Here is a 19,353-nt window from a genome sequence, read left to right on the forward strand (position 1 = left end):
AAAGAGAGGGGGTTTTCAATGTTGACGAGATCATAGTCTCCGCGTGTATAATAACCTTATTCCTCCCTTTTGTTCCTTCTTATTTATATGTCTTAATTTAGTGTTTTTATTGAAATGCTAACTTAAGACGTGTATAAAACATAGCTACTATAGGCTTTTCAAGAGGTTTTTGCTTATTTACAAAGTACGCCAAATTTTTTATTTGGCTATATTTATAAAAGAAAATTAAACATAAAAATAAAAAATTTGGCTCTGTGCTAAATCCGAAAAGTTAGCGACTATTTATACGCTACGTTTCATAGTGTGCCAAGAATCAACCACGGCAATAAAGGGTTGAATGCTGTAAATAAGATGATGGTAGGTCCATCAGAGTCGTTGTATAGGCGATGGCTCTAAACCACCTAAAGGTGCTACAATTAATAGTTGTGGTATTGAGCGTTTAGGAGAATCTAGTCTTTGAGATTAGCAGGTACGAATAAAGGAGTTGAACGAAATGAACCCTTGAAGAGGTGTCGAGAAGTTGCTACCTCCAGTCGAAAGCTACAGGGCGGAGCGTAAAGAAAATGTCTAGTAGACATCTATAGTGAACGCGCCAGGCAGCAGCGTTGGCAATACGGAGTTAAAAGTAATAGTAGCGAATACTATTAATTGCAGAGAGTGCCTATTTATTTTCTGTAAGGCTCGCGTCATTCAGAGGGCAAGAACTTTATTTAGGCTTAGGGCGAAACTCCCTTTGCTAAACTGCTAACCAATGATTTACCTATTTTAAAAACACTGCGTCACCCTTTTTGTTCGACCAAGTCAAAACAAAAGCCTTAACATTTTGCGCACGTTATAAGATCTAACTCTTTCGTTTTTATTAACCCCTATAATTATACCTATTCCAATTCTGGAATAGTCACTGCTATAAGTTGTTCCTTATAAAACTGAAGTTCCATTTGAATGTTGGTGTTTTCAGAAGGTATAGCCGTTAGAAATAAATCTTGATAATAGATAACTCCATTAAACAAATTGTTTTTAAAAGCGTCCCATTTTTTAATTTGTCTAGCCGTAACTTCTTCTGATATAGTGGCTATTTCATTTTTTAAATAATCGACATACATTTTCAATTCTTTGACAAACATGTTTGGACGATTTATATGTGAAAGTACAGACTCATTTCCATAAATATGTTGCATCATTTTAGAAAGCGATACTTCCTTATCAAAATAAGCCATATTTGGGCCTGGGCAAATTACAACACCTTGCTCCTGACCTTTTATTTTAATATCGTTTTCTAAATAAGACGCATTGGCCAAACCAACACAAAGGCAAGCTTTTTCGTTTATCTTCGCTTTGGCGTTTTCATACATATTTAAAGAAACCTCAAATCTTTTAGCTTCTAATTCTTGCAGTTTCACATCTTGATATTTTTTTGAAGCTGTACAAATACCTTCTGGACCCATTTCTTTACTTAATGCCAAATATTTTTTTGGACAAGAACTTCCTGCTTTGTTGTTATCGATACGTTTTTGTTTGTGGTACTCATTTGTAGTTCCTTTTATCGTGTTAAAAGGAATTCCTAAAGGCGAAATACCACTTAAATACAGATCTTTTTCTTTAGCATTTGCTAATAATGCCATAGTTTGTTTATCTACAGATGTGGCTTCTGGAACCAATAAAAAGGGGGTTCCCCAACCTACAGAATCAACCTGATAGTTTTTAAGCAAAAATTCGTGCTCATCTGCTGTTCCAACGCCTCCTTGAACCGTAATCTTTAAATCTAAAGGTAGGACTGAAACAATGCGTTCTTTTAGCTTTAATGCTTTTACAAAAACATCGTGAGTGTCTTGTATTAATTCTGCCTTTTTGTTTTTAAATTCTTCTAAAATAGGTCCTAATAAAATGCCCTCAGTTGCAAAGGCATGTCCACCACAATTTAAGCCAGATTCGATGCGATATTCCGAAACCCAAAGCCCTTTTTTGGCTAAAAATTTTCCTTGAATAGTAGCCGAACGATAATCGCTTACTTTAAGAATAATCTTCTTTTTTAACTGGCCTTGACTATCTGGAAAAAAATCATTGAAATTTTCAAAATAACTGTATAATCTTGGGTTCATTCCAGCCGATAATACAACGGATGAGTTTAAATTACTATTGGCAAAACCACGAAGTGAAGCATGTGCATCGTTAAATTCTACTGGTAATTGTTCACCATTAACAAAATTATCTTTATCAACTTTTGTCATGATATTTACATCAATATCACCAGCTTTTAAATGCCTTTCCAAATAGTCTAAAATGCTCCCCTTTAGTGCAGAACCTCCATTCAATACATTAGAAAGCTCTTTTTTAATGCTGGATTTATTTGGCAAGGTAGCTATGAAGTTTTCTAAAGCCAATTTGTTTTCTGTCAATTCTGTTTTAAATTTCGAGAATTTTTCTTTAACAATAGTATCCACTAAATTTAAATAGGAAGTAATTCGTTCGGCACGATGATCTTGTGCTTTTTTTGTTATTTCTTGATAGGGGAGATTAAATTTTTTGCTGTAAAACGCATTCATTCTTTCCATAAGTTCATCGTCAATAATGGATATTACAGAAGAAATTCCATATTGTGCCACACGAATGGGACTATCAATAGTATAAGCTAATCCCATTACTGGAATATGAAAAGTGTGTATTGATTTAGGTGAAATCATCTTTTTAATATTTTTAAAATTAAATAGACTACAAATATGACCTTTCTTATTTCCTTAAAAGCTGACATAAATCATACCTCTTATTCTTTTATTAAATTTATCTTGGGAGTCATCTATTTAGAATATATTTAAATTTTATTGGGTTATAATTCTTCAAAGACCACAGAAATAGGCACACATATATTAATAAATATCTTCTTATGATAAAAAACCTGTTAGATTTAGGTCTTTATAATTTCAAAGTGTAACAAATACTGTTTTTTTAATCAAAGGGGTACAAACAATTAAAAAAAACACGAGTATTATGTTAAAATTAATTAGAATTACCATTCTATTAGCTATTACCATTAGCACAACAAATAGCTTCGGATTAAATAGAGCAACAGATCTAATCGAAACAACAGATCCTAAACCTTTTACAGTAGAAACTGTTGGGCAAGGCAAGCCAGTTTTATATCTTCCCGGTTTTGCAACACCTGGTTCCATATGGAAAGAAACGGTTGAAAGTTTAAGCTTACAAAGAAAATCTTATCTCTTTTCCTATGCTGGCTTTAACGGTAACGCTCCCATAAAAATGCCTTGGTATTTAAGTGTCAAAAACGCCATTATTAATTATATAAAAGACAATGATATGACTGATATTATTATAATTGGCCATAGTATGGGAGGAAATTTGGCTGTAGAAATAGCGTCTGCACTACCGAGTAAAATCTCAAAAATTATAATAGTTGAGGCCTTACCTTGTATGCGTGAAGTAATGATGCCTAATGTCCCAGCAGAGAGTTTATATTATGACAGTCCATACAATAAACAAATGCTTGCAATGGATGCGCAACAATTCAAAAAAATGGCGACTATGTTGGCTTCAAACATGACATTAAATGAGGGTAAAAAGAATAGTCTAACAAATTGGATAGTAGAAGCAGACCGGAACACTTGGGTTTATGGATATACCGATTTATTAAAACTCGATTTAAGAAATAGCTTAAGCACCGTGACTTGTGAAACGTTGATATTAGGAGCATCCTTCCCTGATGTAAAAATAGCAAAAGAAAACTATGAAAAGCAATATTCAAACTTATCTAACAAAACAATAATAATGGCTACAAATAGCAAGCATTTTTTAATGTTTGACCAACCAGAATGGTTTTATAAAACTGTAAATGATTTTTTAATCAATGAGAAATAGTAAAAACGAAGCTTTTGAAACAATTTATCGCCAACATCATCCTATGGTTTTACAAATGTGTTTGGGATTTGTTAGAGGAGATAAAGATACTGCCAGCGATTTGTCTCAAGAAATATTTATAAGTGTATGGAATAATTTAGATAAATTTAGAGGAGCGTCATCTTACAAAACCTGGATTTACAGGATAACTGTAAATACGTGTTTACACTATGTTAAAAAAGATAAAAAAGTAAGACGCCTTTCAAGTTCAGAAATAGAAAACCAGACATCTATTATAGATACAGAAAAAACAATAAATGATAATATCCCCAAACTTTATAACGCTATTGGACAATTAAAAAGAATAGACAGATTACTAATTATGATGGTTTTGGAAAATCAAGATTATGATAGTATAGCCGAGGTGATTGGAATAAGTCCAGTAAACGTGAGAGTGAAAATTCACAGAATAAAAAAGCGTCTTGAAAAAATTCTAAAAAATAACAAAGATGAGTAGCGATTTTAAAGAACTACAAAGTAAATGGGAGAGTACTAAAAAAAATAGTGAACTTTCCACCACAAACTTTGACGACTTATATAAAAAAATAAAAATTAAAGAAAAAGAGAATGTTTTTTTTTACTATAGTACAATCATAATTTTATTAGTGACATTAATAGTTATTTCTATATTCTTTTATTATGTAGCACCAGTAAAAGAAATGTTGAGCAGGATCGGTGCAGGATTAATGATTTTAGGTTTGGTATTTAGAATTGTCATTGAAATAAGAAGTATCCATAAGGCAAAACAAATAAACATCCTTGAAACCACATTAAAAACAGCAGATAACGCTATCAAGTTTCATCAATTTAGAAAAACAATTCATCAAGTTATTGCGCCTATAATTATTGGTTTATACACTATCGGGTTTTATATGATTACACCCGAATTCAGTCTATATATGAAATTTTGGAATGTAGTTTTAATTGATATTTCGTATGTTGTTATTGGACTAATTCTTTTTTTTATAATTAGAAAAGGCGTCAAAAAAGAAATGCAAAAACTGACAGATATTGTGAAATTAAAAAATGAAATAACCGATTAGAAATCAACAACAGAATACTAATATTGTATAAAATCTATTTACGCAAATCCTCGCAGATTTTTTATTCAGTTTTTATTTACTAAATTGGTTGTCTAACCACGCCACAAACTATAGACGCGAAAGTTGTAAATAACTTGAAAGAAATACTGTCAAAAATAATATCAAAAGAAGATAATGGTCTAGCTCTCGTTGGTAAAATATTGATGATTGTTGGAGCAATAATCTCGACGATACTTTATGGGATATTTCTTGGTTGGATTTTTTTCATTGCAGGAATAATTTTTATTTGGTTTAGCGAATTACCAAAAAAAGTGAAATGGCTTTGGTCAATAATTCCTATTGTAATTTGGATTCCGCTGACGATACTATTTTTTATAATAATCCCATTACTCTATCATTCAATTGTAATTGCGTAATAAATTAATTCTTAGATTTGTAATTGTATTAGCGATAATAGCTGTTGGAGTGTTAGCGACTAATAATTCAGATAATACACCATTTAATTCTGAGCAATGGAAAAATTGTACAGAAAGTGAATCGGATTTATCTTTGCGGTGGAATAGGATACAGAGCTTAAAAGAAAAACACGAGCTGAAAGGCAAAACTAAAGAAGGTGTTTTTAAATTGTTAGGCGAACCGTTACATCAAATTAATAATAAATTTTACTATTATTTAGGAATGTCAGGTTTTGGGATTAACACAGGTACTTTATTCATAGAGTTCGACGAAGATTATACAGTTAAAGATTTCAAGGTTTGGGACGGATAAAACTCTTTATGACACCCTATAAAACTAATTGCTATTTTTAGCCAATTCACGAAAATCCGCGCGGTCTTTCTATTTATGAACCATTTACTTAAAGTTAACATAAGTTGTGCCTAACCACAAACTTTATTGGCGGAACGCACTCAAAATCGAATAGAATGAACAAATTAATAACACGTAGAAACTTGATAATAGCTAATTTTGCAATCGTATCTTACTTTGTACTGATTTGGCTGATTGATTTTTACGAAATTGATTTTGTTTTAATTGGTGTTTTTAGAGAACTATTGACAATACCATTTCTTTTTGCGCAAATTATTTTTTTAGTCATCGGCGTAAAATTATTATTAAAAAATCAAAAAGATTTTTTAATAATAATTAGTGTGTTATTACTCGCTATTTGCTCTATTATTACAATTGGAACTTTTTTTTAAAATCGGATTTAAGCAAGCTTTTAAAAATCAGATTGCCTGTTACATTTATCAAATTGTGCAACTGCTCACGCCATCGGAATTGAAAAACAAGTTAGAATAAAGCGCTTGCTAGATTCACTGAAATGCTAAAAATTGAAAATGGCATTTAGCAGAATAATTAGAACCCCGAAAAAACGAGAAATGTTCAAAATCACAATTTCAACTTGATCAATGTTAGTTACTTTGCTCGCTAGTTTCTAATTTTACCTTAGGAAAATCCTTGCATACAAACACGTAACTTTCCATGTAAATACACGCTGCTATTCACTGAGAGAAACCGATAATTGATTGAAACAAACCGATAATGGATTGGCACTTTGTGAAGGGTTACAATCATTCTATTTTTGAATACGAAGGAGTTAAACGCTTATAATTTAATTAAGGACAAACTCTAAAGTTGTATAACTTAAAAAAATAAGAATTATGAAAACCAAAAATTTAAGGCCAGTTCAAATCAATTTCAATGATCGCAAAAAAATTAGAATTAAAAAAGCAACTCTAATTTTAACCTCAATTACTTTATTACTTTCCTTAACAATTAACGCGCAAGGTTGGATAGGAAATTCAAATAATTTGATCTCCTATAATTCATCTCTAAATCTTACGCCTCTAAAGGTTGGAATAGGTGTAAATTCGCCTACGTCTCTATTTCATACCAACGGAACGTTACGATTTGATGGGTTGTCTCAAGCTACAGGTAAGCCTTTTGATAGACTATTAATAACTGATAGTAATGGTAATGTAAAATGGTATGATTTAAACTCTTTATCCCAAGGTGGTGGTGATACTGACTGGTTAAGTGTTACTACAAATCAAATCTCAACAAGTAATACAGAAGACATTTATACAGAAGGAAGAGTGTTTATGCTTGATAATCCTATCGGAAACAGGAAACCTAGAACGAATGTACATATTACTTACACGAATGATACTGAATATAATCCGAGAAAACTGCCTATATTAAGTGAAGATCCAAAGGGTGGAGGGTTGTTGATAGATAATCGCTCTACTAAACTTAATTCAAGAGCGACTTTAACGTTTATATCTCGTGATAGCGAAAAAACTTTTGAAGCAACAAGCGTTATTTCAAATATCGCGACAGGCGTAGATAAAGCAGATCTAGTCTTCCAAAATGAATATACTGGGCCTGCCGCGATGAGAGAAACTATGAGGATTACTTCTGATGGTGATGTTTATTTACCAACTTCTAATAGAGGAGTAATACTAACTTCGTCAAATGGGAACTGTTGGAAATTGACAGTAGATAATACGGGTAACCCTGTATATACTTCAGTAACCTGCCCATAGGTAAATAGAAATTCAATATAAGAATTCGGCTCAATAGTAAAATGCTAAAAATCGAAAACGGAATTGAGCGGATTAATTAGAATCCCGAAAAAACAAGAAATGTTCAGAATCCCTATAAAAAATAAAAATTTCAACTTGATCAATGTTAGTTACTTTTCTCGCTAGTTTTTAATTTTACTTCAGGAAAATCCTTGCATACAAACACGCCACAAACTATATAAAAGGCCATTATGTGTGATTAAACTCGAGAAACGGTTAACAAATAAAAAACGAAACTACCCCTCTTGAAATAGTAAGTAAACTGAAATAAATTAACACTAACCGATAGTCTATAAAAACAACACTTTATTTAAATGTATCGCAAAAAAAAGACGACTTATACAGTCGTCTTTTTTGTTACATTATTTTTTACCATCCCATTCGTTATAAAACTGGTCTAAAAACAAGAGCATAAAATCGTGTCTTTTAACAGCGATTTGCGTGCCGGTTTTGGTATTCATTCTATCTTTTAAAAGCAACAGCTTTTCATAAAAATGATTTATGGTTGGTGCTTCAGAGTTTTTATACTCTTCTTTTGTCATATTTAGCTGCGGTTTAATTTCAGGATTAAACAGTGGCCTGTTTATAAATCCGCCATAATTAAAACAACGCGCAATGCCTATGGCACCTATGGCATCCAATCGATCGGCATCTTGCACAACATCCAACTCTAAAGACGTAAACTGTTGCGCAGTATTTCCGCCTTTAAAGCTAATATTTTCTATTATTTTAATAACGTGCTCAATAATATAAGAGTCCGTATTTTGGGTAAATAAAAACTCTCGTGCTACTTTGGGCCCTACGGTTTCATCGCCGTTATGAAATTTACTATCGGCAATATCATGTAATAACGCGCCAAGAGCAACGACTAAAGTGTCTACCTGTTCTCGTTTCGCAATAAGTAAGGCGTTTTTATAAACACGCTCAATATGAAACCAATCGTGGCCACCCTCAGCGTCTTTAAGTTCGCGCTTTACAAATGCTATTGTATTGCTAATTAAAACGTCTTGAGACATTACTATAATTTAGCAGGTTCTACCCATTTAAACTGATAAGAGTTTTCAGGAATTTTTACTCTCCCTGCTAATCTTAGCATTCGTGAGGGTAATTTCAATAAATAGTCCCTCGCTTTTTCGGCTTCTTCATTTAGTCCTGTAATTTTTTCAATTTCCCAACGTTTAATCAGCTTTTCTAAAATATCAACATAATCTAAAGCGGTGTAAACTCCAATACGCTGAGCGGTGTTCGAAAATTCTTCGAAAGCCGTACTCATTTTATCTCCTGATTCTCTTAAGAAATGTGCTGGCATAGTAATTTTTTGCTTCATCATGTATTGAAAAGCAATCATCATTTGGCTTGGGTCTACAGCAAAAATACGCTCTACAAATTCACTATAGGCGTGGTGATGTCTCATTTCGTCTCCAGAAATAATTTTACACATTTTAGAAAGGTGTCTATTGCTTTGGTCTTTAGCTAATTTCGCTACACGATTGTGAGAAACATAAGTTGCTAATTCCTGAAAACTTGTATATACAAAGTTTTTGTAAGGATCTCTATCGGTACCAATATCAAAGCCATCAGAAATAAGATGTTGGGTTGTTCTTTCAATTTCGCGCATATTGACACGACCAGAAAGGTAAAGGTATTTGTTTAATACATCACCGTGCCTGTTCTCTTCGGCCGTCCAGTGCCTTACCCATTTTGCCCATCCGTTGCGTTCCACTTGGTTTACGCCCTCAACATCCATTAACCACGATTCGTAGGTTGGTAGTGCTTCTTCTGTAATCATATCGCCAACAAGAACTACCCAGAAGTCGTATGGTAATTCTTTAGACAGTTCTCTAATTTCTTTAACTTCCTCAAAAAAGCTGTCACTTTCAGAATTTGGTAAAAAATCTGAAGGTTGCCAAATGGTTTCAGCTGGAATTAAATATTTTTGTATTAATGAGTCTACGTCTTTTTCCAAAAACTGCATCACTTCCAATCTTACATTTTTTAATGACATAATTTGTTGTTTTTATTTAATAATGTGTTCTTTTATAACGGTTTCAACCTGCTCTAAAAGGGCGCGAGTTTCAAATTCGCTAGCCTTTAAGGGTTTGTGCACTGTAAAACTAATGTTAGCGCCTATACCCATTGGGAATTTGCCATAACGTAAAGTTTTCCACGAGTTGTTAATTGTCATCGGTACCACCAATGCACTAGGCATGTATTTTATTAAAGTTTCTAAACCTTTAGTCTGGAAACGTTTAGGAGCACCGGTTTTACTTCGTGTGCCTTCAGGAAATATTACAGCTGCCCTTTTGTTGTCTTCAATATATTTCGAAAAGCGTCTAATTTCAACAATGGCTTGTCTAGGGTTTTTTCTGTCTATTAATGCCGACCCACCGTGTCGTAGATTGTAAGATACTGAAGGAATTCCTTTTCCCAGCTCTTTTTTACTTACAAATTTTACGTGGTGTTTTCTAAAATACCACATAATAGGCGAAATATCGTACATACTTTGATGATTCGACACAATAATAAGTGGTAAATCGGTAGGGAGGTTAAAGTCGTTATTAAACTTAAATGTAGTCCCTAAAAGATTAAGGCATCGCAATAAACAAAATTGTAAAATATCAACACACTTTTTGTGTGCTTGATACCCAAAAACATTAAGACACACCCATTGTAACGGGTGAAATACGAATAACGTTAACCCGAAAAAAAGGAAATAAATAATCGTTAAGGGGTATGCTAATAATTTTCGCATTAATTACAATTAGTTTTATTAAACAAAGTAACTATAAAAACGGCAGTATGCATAAAAAAACCACGATTAAATCGTGGTTTTTTATGTTAAAATGTAACGACTAATTGTTGTTAATTAGCATTGCTCGTTGTAGGCATCCATAAGGTTTGATGCAATTAATTCTGCTGGGCGACCTTCAATATGGTGACGCTCTAACATATGTACTAATTCACCGTCTTTAAACAAAGCGATACAAGGAGAACTTGGAGGGAAAGGAACCATATGTGCTCTCGCCTTGTCTGTTGCTTCTTTATCTACGCCTGCAAAAACAGTTACTAATTGATCTGGACGTTTGTCGTTTTTTAAACTCATACTAGCACCAGGTCTAGCGTTTGCCGCGGCACAACCACAAACCGAATTTACAACCACTAAAGTTGTTCCTTCTTTGGCTATGGCAGCATCGACATCGTTTGCTGTGTGTAATTCTTGAAAACCAACCTTAGTTAAGTCCTCACGCATTGGTTTTACTAATTCTGCTGGATACATATCTTTTAATTTTTATCTATTAATATTCTATACCTACAAAGTTAATCAAAAACTATACAAAAAAAGATATCTACTTATCAGATAACAGTTATGGTGCCATAAGGTCAGACTATAGTCAAATAAAAAAACACCTAAAATGCGAAATAACGGTATATTTAGGGGGTGTATTTTATTAAATAACGACGCATAAACTTTAAGAAAAACAATTTACTATTAGTATATTTGGCAATCAATTTTAAGATTAAGTAATGAGTGGATTTAAGTGGATAGGTGCAACTATAGGTTGGGCTTTAGGAGGGCCAATTGGGGCGATAATAGGGTTAGCGTTAGGAAGTGCTGGCGATGCGTTTTCATCTGGTAAATACAATCCTTTTTTAAGTGAAGGAGAGGCCTCAAACCGAAAATCTGGTGGATATAGCGCAGAACAACGCCCGCAAACACATTCTGGAGATTTCGAAGTGAGCTTACTTATTTTGGCATCTGTTGTGATTAAAGCCGATGGGGTTTCAGATCCTCGAGAACTCGATTACGTACGTTCGCAATTTGTGGGCATGTATGGTAAAGAACGTGCAAACAAAGCGTTTAAATTGTTTAAAGAGATAAGCAACCAAACCATAAATACGCGTCAAGTCTGTTTGCAAATTCAGCGCATGATGGATCACCCATCGCGTTTACAATTACTGCATTTCTTATTCAATATTGCGAAGGCAGACGGTATGGTTATCGACGAAGAAGAACGTCAAATAGCAACCATTGCAGGCTATTTAAATATTAGCTCGAGAGATTATAACAGCATAAAAGCAATGTTTTATAACAGTAGCGATAATGCTTATAAAATTCTTGAAATTACCAAAGCAGCGTCGGCCGACGAGATAAAACAAGCCTACCGAAGAAAAGTGAAAAAGTATCATCCTGATAAAGTGGAACATTTAGGCGAAGAACACAAAAAGGGTGCGGAAGCTAAATTTAAGGAAGTACAAAAAGCGTACGAGCAAATTCAAAAAGAACGCGGGTTGTAGCGGGTTATTTTGTTGGTGTCTTTACCGTATAAAAATCAATTCCGTAGTGTAAAGGAGTGCTTTGTTATAGGCTCATTTCTAGGGGTGCTTTAAAAGATTTACTTGGGCGTTACCCTACCGGGTCGGGCTTTCCGTCGCAATCTTTTGGTTCGTGCCTCACAAAAAGGATTTCCACATCAATCCCTAACGCGAGTTAGAGTCCGCTAAAAAAAATTGCTGCGAGGGTTGAGTCCTAGGTAGCTGAATTTGTAAAAGGGTTTCCTATTAATGTATGATCCGTACTATATTCGATGTCATCAACGATTACGATTGAATATTTTTTAGACTCTTGAAATTTTTATAGGCTGGTGTACTCACTCAATATTTATCTGAACTTCTAATAGATTATAATCTGTTTTTTTTAAGCTTTTCTTTCTCTTATTAAGCGACACTAAGTGCTCGTAATATTCCCAAATCGCGAATAGCGTAAAACTATTGCTATGGAAACAAAACTAAAAAGCAAAGAGTAGTGCAGGATTATTAATTGAGATACAAATTATAAATACCCCAAAGTCACTTCCGAAGCACATAAAAGCATTAAAATTAAAACAGTTCACATCTAATATTAACCCCTAAACAAAAAGAAATCATCTTTCATACCTTCAATTTGCGCATCTTCGTTGGTAATAATATAATCGATGGCTTGTGTCGTAAATTTGTCGCCTTTTTTAGTAAGGGAAACGATGTCGTTATTAATCACAATCATATTGTTTTTTAACGCTAATTCTAAAACCGTTTTGGCACGAACTTTCTGCCAGTTAATATGCTCACGTAAATGGTTTACGTGGCGCTCTCTTTTTTCGGAGTGGTTTTTTAAATGCAGTAAAAAGGTTAATAAAGAGACTTCTATGCGTTGCTGTTTTTCCTTATATAATACAGCAATGATCCCATTGCTTGGGGCAAATAAATACACCATTAAAAATAGCAAACCTAATATTGTGGTAATAGATCCTGCGATTGAAGCGTCGAGGGCGTGCGCCATCCAGTAGCCTGCAATAGCACTAAACAGTCCGAAAAAGATAGATAACAGAAGCATTCTCTTTAAGTCGGTAGTAAGTAAATAAGCTGTTGCAGCGGGAGCAATCATTAATGCGACGACCAAAATAGCACCCACCGCATCGAAAGCACCAACGGTGGTTACCGAAGCGACAGACATTAATCCGTAATGAATAACCATGGGAGAAAACCCTAAAGATGCCGACAAACCGGCGTCGAAAGTACTCACTTTTAGCTCTTTGAAAAAGGCAATTAATAAGCCGATAGTAATGGTTAAAATGGTGCCAATAACCCAAAGTGATTTCGGACCAACATCAGTCCCGCCAATAAATAAGCGGTCGAAAGGAGCAAAGGCTAATTCTCCCAACAGGACAGCATCGATATCCAAATGCACGTCGTTGGCATTTTTTGAAATTAAAAGAACACCAATACTAAACAGCGCTGGGAACACTAACCCAATAGCGGTGTCTTCTTTTACTAACCCTGTTTTTTGTATTTGTTCTACCAAAATTACGGTGATGAGCCCTGTTAATGCAGCAAGCAAAATAAGTAGTGGCGAGTTAAGGTCTTGTGTAATGAAAAAACCAACCACAAGGCCTGGTAAAATAGCGTGACTAATGGCATCGCTAATCATAGCCATTTTTCTAAGCACAAGAAATGTGCCTGGTATAGCACAAGCAATAGCGACAAGACTGGCTATAAGTTGTATTTCTATTTGAGCACTATTCATTGTTTTGCTGGTTGTATAAATTAGAGGCTTTTTTAAACCCGTCGTCGGTTAAACTCCACATATTTCCATCGAGTTCAACGTAATTTTTTTTGACTAACTTTTGAAGTGTACCCCGAGTAAACCCTTGAAAATTATTCAATATTTTAATGGTGTGTGGATGTGAAATATTATCGTGTGTTTTTGCAATATGATACATAAAGGCTAATGTTTTATGCTGCTCTAAATCTCTTCGGTTTTTAATAAAACGCAATTGTCTAAACAATACACCGCGGCTAGGGGAAAAAATAAATGAAAATAAAACGAAAACGGAGGCGACTAAAACAATTACTGGCCCAGTAGATAGATTATTTTGGCTGGCGCTAATGGCGGTACCGAACACGCCAGAGAGCGCTCCAAAAATACAGGCTAAAATAACCATTGTGCTTAAGCTATTAGTCCATTGTCTGGCAGCAGCAGCAGGCGCTAAAAGCATTGCGCTCATTAATACCACACCAACCGTTTGTAAGCCTAAAACGATAGCTAAAACAATAAAGGAAGTGATTAAAATATCGATTATTCTGGTGTTAAAACCTAGAGTTTTGGTATAATCTGGATCGAAAAGGAGTATTTTAAATTCTTTCCAAAACAGTAAAATAACAAATAAGCACAGTCCCGTTACCACCGCCATTAGCCATACATCACTTTCTACTAAAGTGGCTGCCTGCCCAAATAAATACTTGTCTAATCCCGCTTGATTGGCATTGGGTTGTTTTTGTATGTAGGTTAAAAGCAGCATTCCGAAACCAAAAAAGAGCGATAATATAAGGCCTAAAGCCGTGTCTGATTTTAGATGTGTTTTTGACGTAATTCCTTTAATCCAAAATGTACCAATTAATCCACTTACCAAAGCACCTAATAATAAAGTGTTAGAGTCTTTTGCTCCGGTAATTAAAAAAGCGATGGCAATACCTGGTAATGCGGCGTGCGAAATAGCATCGCCTAATAAACTTTGTTTTCTAAGAACAGCAAAGCTACCGAGCATACCACAAACGGCACCTAGAATGGCGGTTCCTAAGGTGATAGTTCTTAGTGTGTAATCTGAAAACACCAAAGAAAAGTACTCGTTTAAACTCATTGTTTTGTAATTAATTAAAAGATGATATTTATTCTTGAATACTAACTTTGTAGTTAATACCGTAAGTTTTAGTGAGGTTATCGTCGTTAAAAATATCTTTTACGGGACCGGTCGCTATTTTTTTGACGTTTAAAAACGTCACCCAGTCAAAATATTCGGGTACGGTTTGTAAATCATGGTGTACAACAATAACGGTTTTCCCTGCTTTTCGCAACTCTTTTAAAATGTTAATAATGGCAATTTCTGTAGTGGCATCTACGCCTTGAAAAGGCTCGTCCATAAAATATATTGATGCATTTTGTACTAGAGCGCGCGCCAAGAAAATACGCTGTTGTTGTCCGCCGGACAACTGACTTATTTGCCTGCTTTTAAAGGCTAGCATTCCTACTTTTTCTAACGCCTCCAAAGCGGCTTTTTTCTCTTTTTGTCGTGGCCGTTTTATCCAGCCTAAACTACCATAAGTTCCCATCATAACCACATCTAAAGCTGTGGTTGGGAAATCCCAGTCCACACTTCCTTTTTGTGGCACGTATGCCACAAGCGAACGCTGCTTTTTGTAAGGTTTTCCGTAAATAGTTACGCTACCAGCAATAGGAGGAAGAATGCCTAAAATAGATTTTATTAGTGTCGATTTTCCTGCACCATTAGGGCCAACTATAGCCATTAAAACGCCTTCCGGAATTTCTAAATCAATATCCCAAAGCACGGGTTTGTAGTTATATGCTACCGTTAAATCGTCTACTTTTACTGCTATATTTTGTGCCATAATTTAAGAAGTTAACTCCAGTTATTTTAATGCATTTACAATGGTATTTACGTTGTATTCAAACATTCCAATATAGGTGCCTTCAGGGGTTCCGTTGTTACCTAAAGCATCAGAATAAAGTGTGCCACCAATTTCAATAGCATAACCTTTAGAGTTTACGGCTGCTTGTAACGCTTCAATAGTTCGTTTTGGTACAGAGCTTTCAATAAAAACGGCTTTTACTTCCTTTTCAATAATAAAGGCAGCCAATTCTTGCACATCTTGTACCCCCGCTTCTGTGGCTGTAGATAAACCTTGTAATCCTACCACCTCGAAAGCGTAATTTTTACCGAAGTAACTAAAAGCATCGTGAGCGGTTACTAGAATGCGTTTCTCTTGGGGTAATGTCGCAATAGTAGCTTTAATAGTCGTTTCTAAAATATCTAATTGTTCTAAATATTTTGTTTCATTTTGTTTATAACTATTGGCGTTTTTAGGATCTTTTTCAGATAATACGCGGGCTACTTTTTGAGCAAATAATTTGAAGTATGCAATGTTAAACCACACGTGTGGATCGTAATTTGAAGCAAAATACTCCGAGCCAATAAGCGTTCTTTTATCGATAGCATCAGATAAGGCAACAGGTGTTTTGTGTGCGCTTTCCATTTTTTCGAAAACCTCTACTAGTTTTCCCTCTAAATGCAAACCGTTATAAAAAATAATATCGGCATTGACTAATTTTGTAACATCGCCTTCGCTGGCTTTGTATAAATGCGGATCGACACCACTACCCATTAATCCCTCTAAATTAATATTATCGCCTCCAATATTTTGCACGAGATCGGAGATCATTGTTGTTGTGGTAACAATATTGAGTTTGCCATTATCCCTTTTGCTGTCTTTACAGTTGAAGGTTACGGTAACTAGAAGTAGTATTATAATTTTTTTCATTGGTCTAAATAATTATTACGAAGGTACTAAAAAATGAAAGATATTATCTATATAACTTAACCTGATTACTTTATAGTAATTGGATTATAATTCCGAAATAATGGTTAAAAGCTGCGTAGTACTTAGGAATTGGAAATACCGTGCCTGAGCTTTAAATTTTTCATCTAAAAACACCAGCGCAGGAAGCGAAAATTGCCTGTCTTTTTGCTGCGCCATTAACAACGGTATTTGATGGATGGGATTGCGACGTTTGGCGCGTGTGTTAAAAAATACTTGGTTTCCGAAATGTATTGTATCGGTGGTTTCTACATTCATTTTAACTGCATAATAATTTTTGTTGATTTCTTTAACGATAGCTTTATTAGTAAACACCTCTTTTTGCATCTTTAGGCACGGCGTGCACCAATCGGCATAAAAATCGATAAACACCTTTTTAGGCGCTTCTTGAAGTGCTGTATTAAGCTGTTCGAAGCTTAACCAATTAACAGCCTCTTCCGTTTGGGAAAAGGCCGTATTGGCTGTTACTAATAGTGAAATATATATAGTAACCAAAAGTGTATATTTCAAACTACAGCGATTTAATTTTAATTCCCGCAAAAACGGAGCGTGGCGCTCCGGGACCGTAGACATAATTGCTGTCTCGATTTTTTCCTAAATCGAAGTCGTCTTGATAACTATTAGTAACATTTTTAACACCGCCATAAAGCTCTAAACTCGTGCTAACTTTATCTAAATTAAATGTGTAACCAGCACGTAAACTTAATTCTGTGAACGTAGGCGTTTTGTAGTATTCGTCAATAGTTTGACCTGTGTTTTCTCCTGCAACGTGTATAATATCCATAGCACCAGTATATACTAAGTTCGCACTAGCGTTAAATGTCTTAGTTGGGGTGTAAGTAAAAGTGGCATAACCGTAATCATTAGGCGTTCTTAAAAACTCTTTTTTAGCTTCTAAGCCTTCGCTGTTTTCTACGGCATCGCTAAATGCGCTAGATTGTAATGTAAACCCTGCTTCGACTTCAAAAAGGTAGTCGAAATTGGCGCGAGCTTCTAAAGTTATTCCTTTTACTGTTGCCCCACTACCGTTTCTTTTTTCATAACGATCACCAAAGCTATCCGATCCTATGGGTGCTAAATAGAAAGCATCCTTTAGGTTTGTGTAAAATCCTTCAACGGTAAAACCAGCAATTAAATGCTCGGTCGCTTTATCGTAATTTACTGAGGCTGTAAAACTGTTTGAACGTTCTTCAAATAAATCTTGATCTAAACTAATTCGTGAAATTCCACCACCTGCGAAAGCAATATGTAAATCGGTATCAAATGCTTGCGGTGCGCGAAACCCCGTTCCCCAGCCTAATCGAAATTGTGTCGTTTCTTTTAATTTGTAAAGCAGAGATAATCGCGGACTAAATACAGTGTGGTCTACTAAATTGTGCTTATCCAGCCTAAAACCAGATAAGAAATTAAGGTTTTCGGTAACATTCCAGTCGTTTTGTACAAAGGCTCCAACGTTTCTTGTGGTTTGGTCTATTAAATAATTGTAGGCATTTATCTCGTCGAAAACAGTGTCGTAAACATATTCTAATCCACCCGTAAACACGGTGCTTCCGCCTAGAAACTCATTAAAACGTTGATTGTATTGCGTGCCACCTTGGTGTGTTAACACCTCCGAAATTCCATAAGGAGGATTGGCGTAAAATGCCTGTTGTTCTATCTCATCATTGGGAATAATTCCTGTGTAATGGTCGCGATCGGTTTTTTGTCCGCCATAATAGACTATTAAGGCGCTTTTATCGGCGTTAAAATTAATTTGATAATCTAAACTCGCCATTAAAATGTGGTGGTCGCGTTCTTCAGATTGATTTGCTAAATAGGCAGGTTTATCTACTATTTCTCCGCCGTAACGGTGTTCGAAAAGACTACTTAAACTCACTTCTAGTTTTGAGTTTTCGGTTGGTAAATAAAAGGCATTCATACCAAAAGAGTTTCCTCTTAATTCTGGTAATTCTGAAAAATTATCACCGTTTGCATCATACGCTGTACGTTTTCTGTTACTTACAAAGAAGTTCGCTCCAGCATTATAATCCTCACTGACAACGGTAGCGTTACCGGTTATGAGACTTTGGGTAGCATCACCGTCTATACTTTCGTAGTTGTAATTTACACTGTAGTCATTAGATTTAGGGATTTTGGTGATAACGTTTACGGTACCGCCAATAGCGCTAGAGCCATAAAGCGCAGATACACCACCACGGACGACTTCTATACGCTCTATCATATTCACGGGGATTTGCTCTAATCCGTAAAGTCCAGTTAACGGACTAAAAATAGAACGTCCATTGATTAATATTTGCGAGTAGCCACCCTGTAAACCATTCATTCTAATTTGTGTATAGTTACACGTCTGGCAGTCGGTTTCTACACGTAGTCCTGGTTGAAAACGCAGACCTTCAGAAAGATCGGTAGCGCTTACTTGCTCTAAGGTTTTACTATTAATTAAATTAACAATTACTGGGGAGTCGGTTTTGCGCTTCTCTGTGCGTGTTCCTGTAACCACAACTTCGTCTAAATCGTTTTTTTTAATTAAATCGAAAGTGATAGTCACATCGTTAGTTGTGATTTTTATGTGTTTTCTTTCTGTTCTGTAGCCCACAAACGACGCTACTAGGGTGTAGGTGCCTGAAGGTATTCCTGTTAAACTAAAAGCGCCATTCTCGTTTGTTGTACTTCCTTTATTTGTGCCTTCCAAATAAGCATTTGCAAAAATTAGGGGTTGATTTTCTGAAGAAATTTTGCCACTAATTTTATAAAATTCTTGTGCCTGTGACCCCAAAGATATAAAAGTGAATAGCAACGTGTAAATTAGTCTCATATTAAAATTATTTTCTGCAAATGTAAACTAATATTTAGATTAGTCTAAATTTATATTTAGATTTTTATATGTG

At 35.0% G+C, this 19,353-nt stretch carries 18 protein-coding genes; 7 read left to right on the forward strand and 11 right to left on the reverse strand.

Going from position 1 to position 19,353, the window contains the following annotated elements; all coding sequences use genetic code 11:
* Nucleotides 1-878: 878 nt before the first annotated feature.
* Nucleotides 879-2,681, reverse strand: a complete 1,803-nt coding sequence (locus tag ES677_RS13575) for a hypothetical protein (protein ID WP_148381518.1) — start codon at nt 2,679-2,681, stop codon at nt 879-881.
* Between the two features lie 304 nt (nt 2,682-2,985).
* Here ES677_RS13575 and ES677_RS13580 point away from each other — a divergent pair, with 304 nt between their 5' ends.
* From ES677_RS13580 to ES677_RS13605, 6 genes are all read left to right on the forward strand, one after another.
* Nucleotides 2,986-3,870 carry an alpha/beta fold hydrolase gene (locus ES677_RS13580; protein WP_148381519.1) on the forward strand — a complete coding sequence of 295 codons (885 nt, stop codon included), beginning with the start codon at nt 2,986-2,988 and terminating at the stop codon, nt 3,868-3,870.
* Entirely contained in the window at nt 3,860-4,366 is a 507-nt protein-coding gene (locus tag ES677_RS13585; protein WP_148381520.1) for an RNA polymerase sigma factor, read from the forward strand. Before ES677_RS13580 ends, ES677_RS13585 begins: the two co-directional genes overlap by 11 nt.
* On the forward strand, nt 4,359-4,952 hold the full coding sequence (locus ES677_RS13590; RefSeq protein ID WP_148370917.1) for a hypothetical protein: 594 nt from the start codon (nt 4,359-4,361) through the stop codon (nt 4,950-4,952). The genes ES677_RS13585 and ES677_RS13590 overlap by 8 nt, the downstream gene beginning before the upstream one ends.
* Nucleotides 4,953-5,360: 408 nt before the next feature.
* Nucleotides 5,361-5,720, forward strand: a complete 360-nt coding sequence (locus ES677_RS13595; RefSeq protein ID WP_148370918.1) for a hypothetical protein — start codon at nt 5,361-5,363, stop codon at nt 5,718-5,720.
* Between the two features lie 155 nt (nt 5,721-5,875).
* On the forward strand, nt 5,876-6,151 hold the full coding sequence (locus ES677_RS13600) for a hypothetical protein (protein WP_148381521.1): 276 nt from the start codon (nt 5,876-5,878) through the stop codon (nt 6,149-6,151).
* A 462-nt stretch (nt 6,152-6,613) separates the two neighbouring features.
* The gene (locus ES677_RS13605) at nt 6,614-7,498 is read left to right on the forward strand and encodes a hypothetical protein (protein WP_148381522.1); all 885 of its coding nucleotides are present in this window, start codon (nt 6,614-6,616) and stop codon (nt 7,496-7,498) included.
* Between the two features lie 401 nt (nt 7,499-7,899).
* Here ES677_RS13605 and ES677_RS13610 read toward each other — a convergent pair whose 3' ends face one another.
* The 4 genes from ES677_RS13610 to ES677_RS13625 all read right to left on the reverse strand — a co-directional run bounded on the left by ES677_RS13610 (nt 7,900) and on the right by ES677_RS13625 (nt 10,814).
* Nucleotides 7,900-8,553, reverse strand: a complete 654-nt coding sequence (locus ES677_RS13610; protein WP_148370921.1) for an HD domain-containing protein — start codon at nt 8,551-8,553, stop codon at nt 7,900-7,902.
* Between the two features lie 2 nt (nt 8,554-8,555).
* Nucleotides 8,556-9,542 carry an acyl-ACP desaturase gene (locus tag ES677_RS13615; RefSeq protein WP_148370922.1) on the reverse strand — a complete coding sequence of 329 codons (987 nt, stop codon included), beginning with the start codon at nt 9,540-9,542 and terminating at the stop codon, nt 8,556-8,558.
* Between the two features lie 12 nt (nt 9,543-9,554).
* On the reverse strand, nt 9,555-10,289 hold the full coding sequence (locus tag ES677_RS13620; RefSeq protein WP_148370923.1) for a lysophospholipid acyltransferase family protein: 735 nt from the start codon (nt 10,287-10,289) through the stop codon (nt 9,555-9,557).
* 114 nt (nt 10,290-10,403) lie between these two features.
* A complete protein-coding gene (locus ES677_RS13625; RefSeq protein ID WP_148370924.1) occupies nt 10,404-10,814 on the reverse strand; it encodes a BrxA/BrxB family bacilliredoxin in 411 nt (136 codons plus the stop codon).
* Between the two features lie 248 nt (nt 10,815-11,062).
* Here ES677_RS13625 and ES677_RS13630 point away from each other — a divergent pair, with 248 nt between their 5' ends.
* Complete coding sequence (locus ES677_RS13630) at nt 11,063-11,833, forward strand: tellurite resistance TerB family protein (protein ID WP_148381523.1); 771 nt, start codon at nt 11,063-11,065, stop codon at nt 11,831-11,833.
* Nucleotides 11,834-12,437: 604 nt separating this feature from the next.
* Here the strand turns inward: ES677_RS13630 and ES677_RS13635 are convergent.
* The 6 genes from ES677_RS13635 to ES677_RS13660 all read right to left on the reverse strand — a co-directional run bounded on the left by ES677_RS13635 (nt 12,438) and on the right by ES677_RS13660 (nt 19,280).
* The gene (locus tag ES677_RS13635; protein ID WP_148381524.1) at nt 12,438-13,598 is read right to left on the reverse strand and encodes a metal ABC transporter permease; all 1,161 of its coding nucleotides are present in this window, start codon (nt 13,596-13,598) and stop codon (nt 12,438-12,440) included.
* Nucleotides 13,591-14,712, reverse strand: coding sequence for a metal ABC transporter permease (locus tag ES677_RS13640; protein ID WP_148370927.1), 1,122 nt, complete (start codon nt 14,710-14,712; stop codon nt 13,591-13,593). The genes ES677_RS13635 and ES677_RS13640 overlap by 8 nt, the downstream gene beginning before the upstream one ends.
* Nucleotides 14,713-14,740: 28 nt before the next feature.
* Complete coding sequence (locus ES677_RS13645) at nt 14,741-15,478, reverse strand: metal ABC transporter ATP-binding protein (RefSeq protein ID WP_148370928.1); 738 nt, start codon at nt 15,476-15,478, stop codon at nt 14,741-14,743.
* Nucleotides 15,479-15,499: 21 nt separating this feature from the next.
* Nucleotides 15,500-16,408, reverse strand: a complete 909-nt coding sequence (locus ES677_RS13650) for a metal ABC transporter solute-binding protein, Zn/Mn family (RefSeq protein ID WP_148370929.1) — start codon at nt 16,406-16,408, stop codon at nt 15,500-15,502.
* A gap of 84 nt (nt 16,409-16,492) precedes the next feature.
* Nucleotides 16,493-16,975 carry a thioredoxin family protein gene (locus ES677_RS13655; protein WP_246124565.1) on the reverse strand — a complete coding sequence of 161 codons (483 nt, stop codon included), beginning with the start codon at nt 16,973-16,975 and terminating at the stop codon, nt 16,493-16,495.
* 1 nt (nt 16,976) lies between these two features.
* Nucleotides 16,977-19,280 (reverse strand): TonB-dependent receptor, encoded by a 2,304-nt coding sequence (locus ES677_RS13660; RefSeq protein WP_148381525.1) that lies wholly within the window; start codon nt 19,278-19,280, stop codon nt 16,977-16,979.
* Between the last annotated feature and the right edge of the window lie 73 nt (nt 19,281-19,353).

Source organism: Bizionia gelidisalsuginis (assembly GCF_008086185.1).
Classification (GTDB): domain Bacteria; phylum Bacteroidota; class Bacteroidia; order Flavobacteriales; family Flavobacteriaceae; genus Bizionia; species Bizionia saleffrena.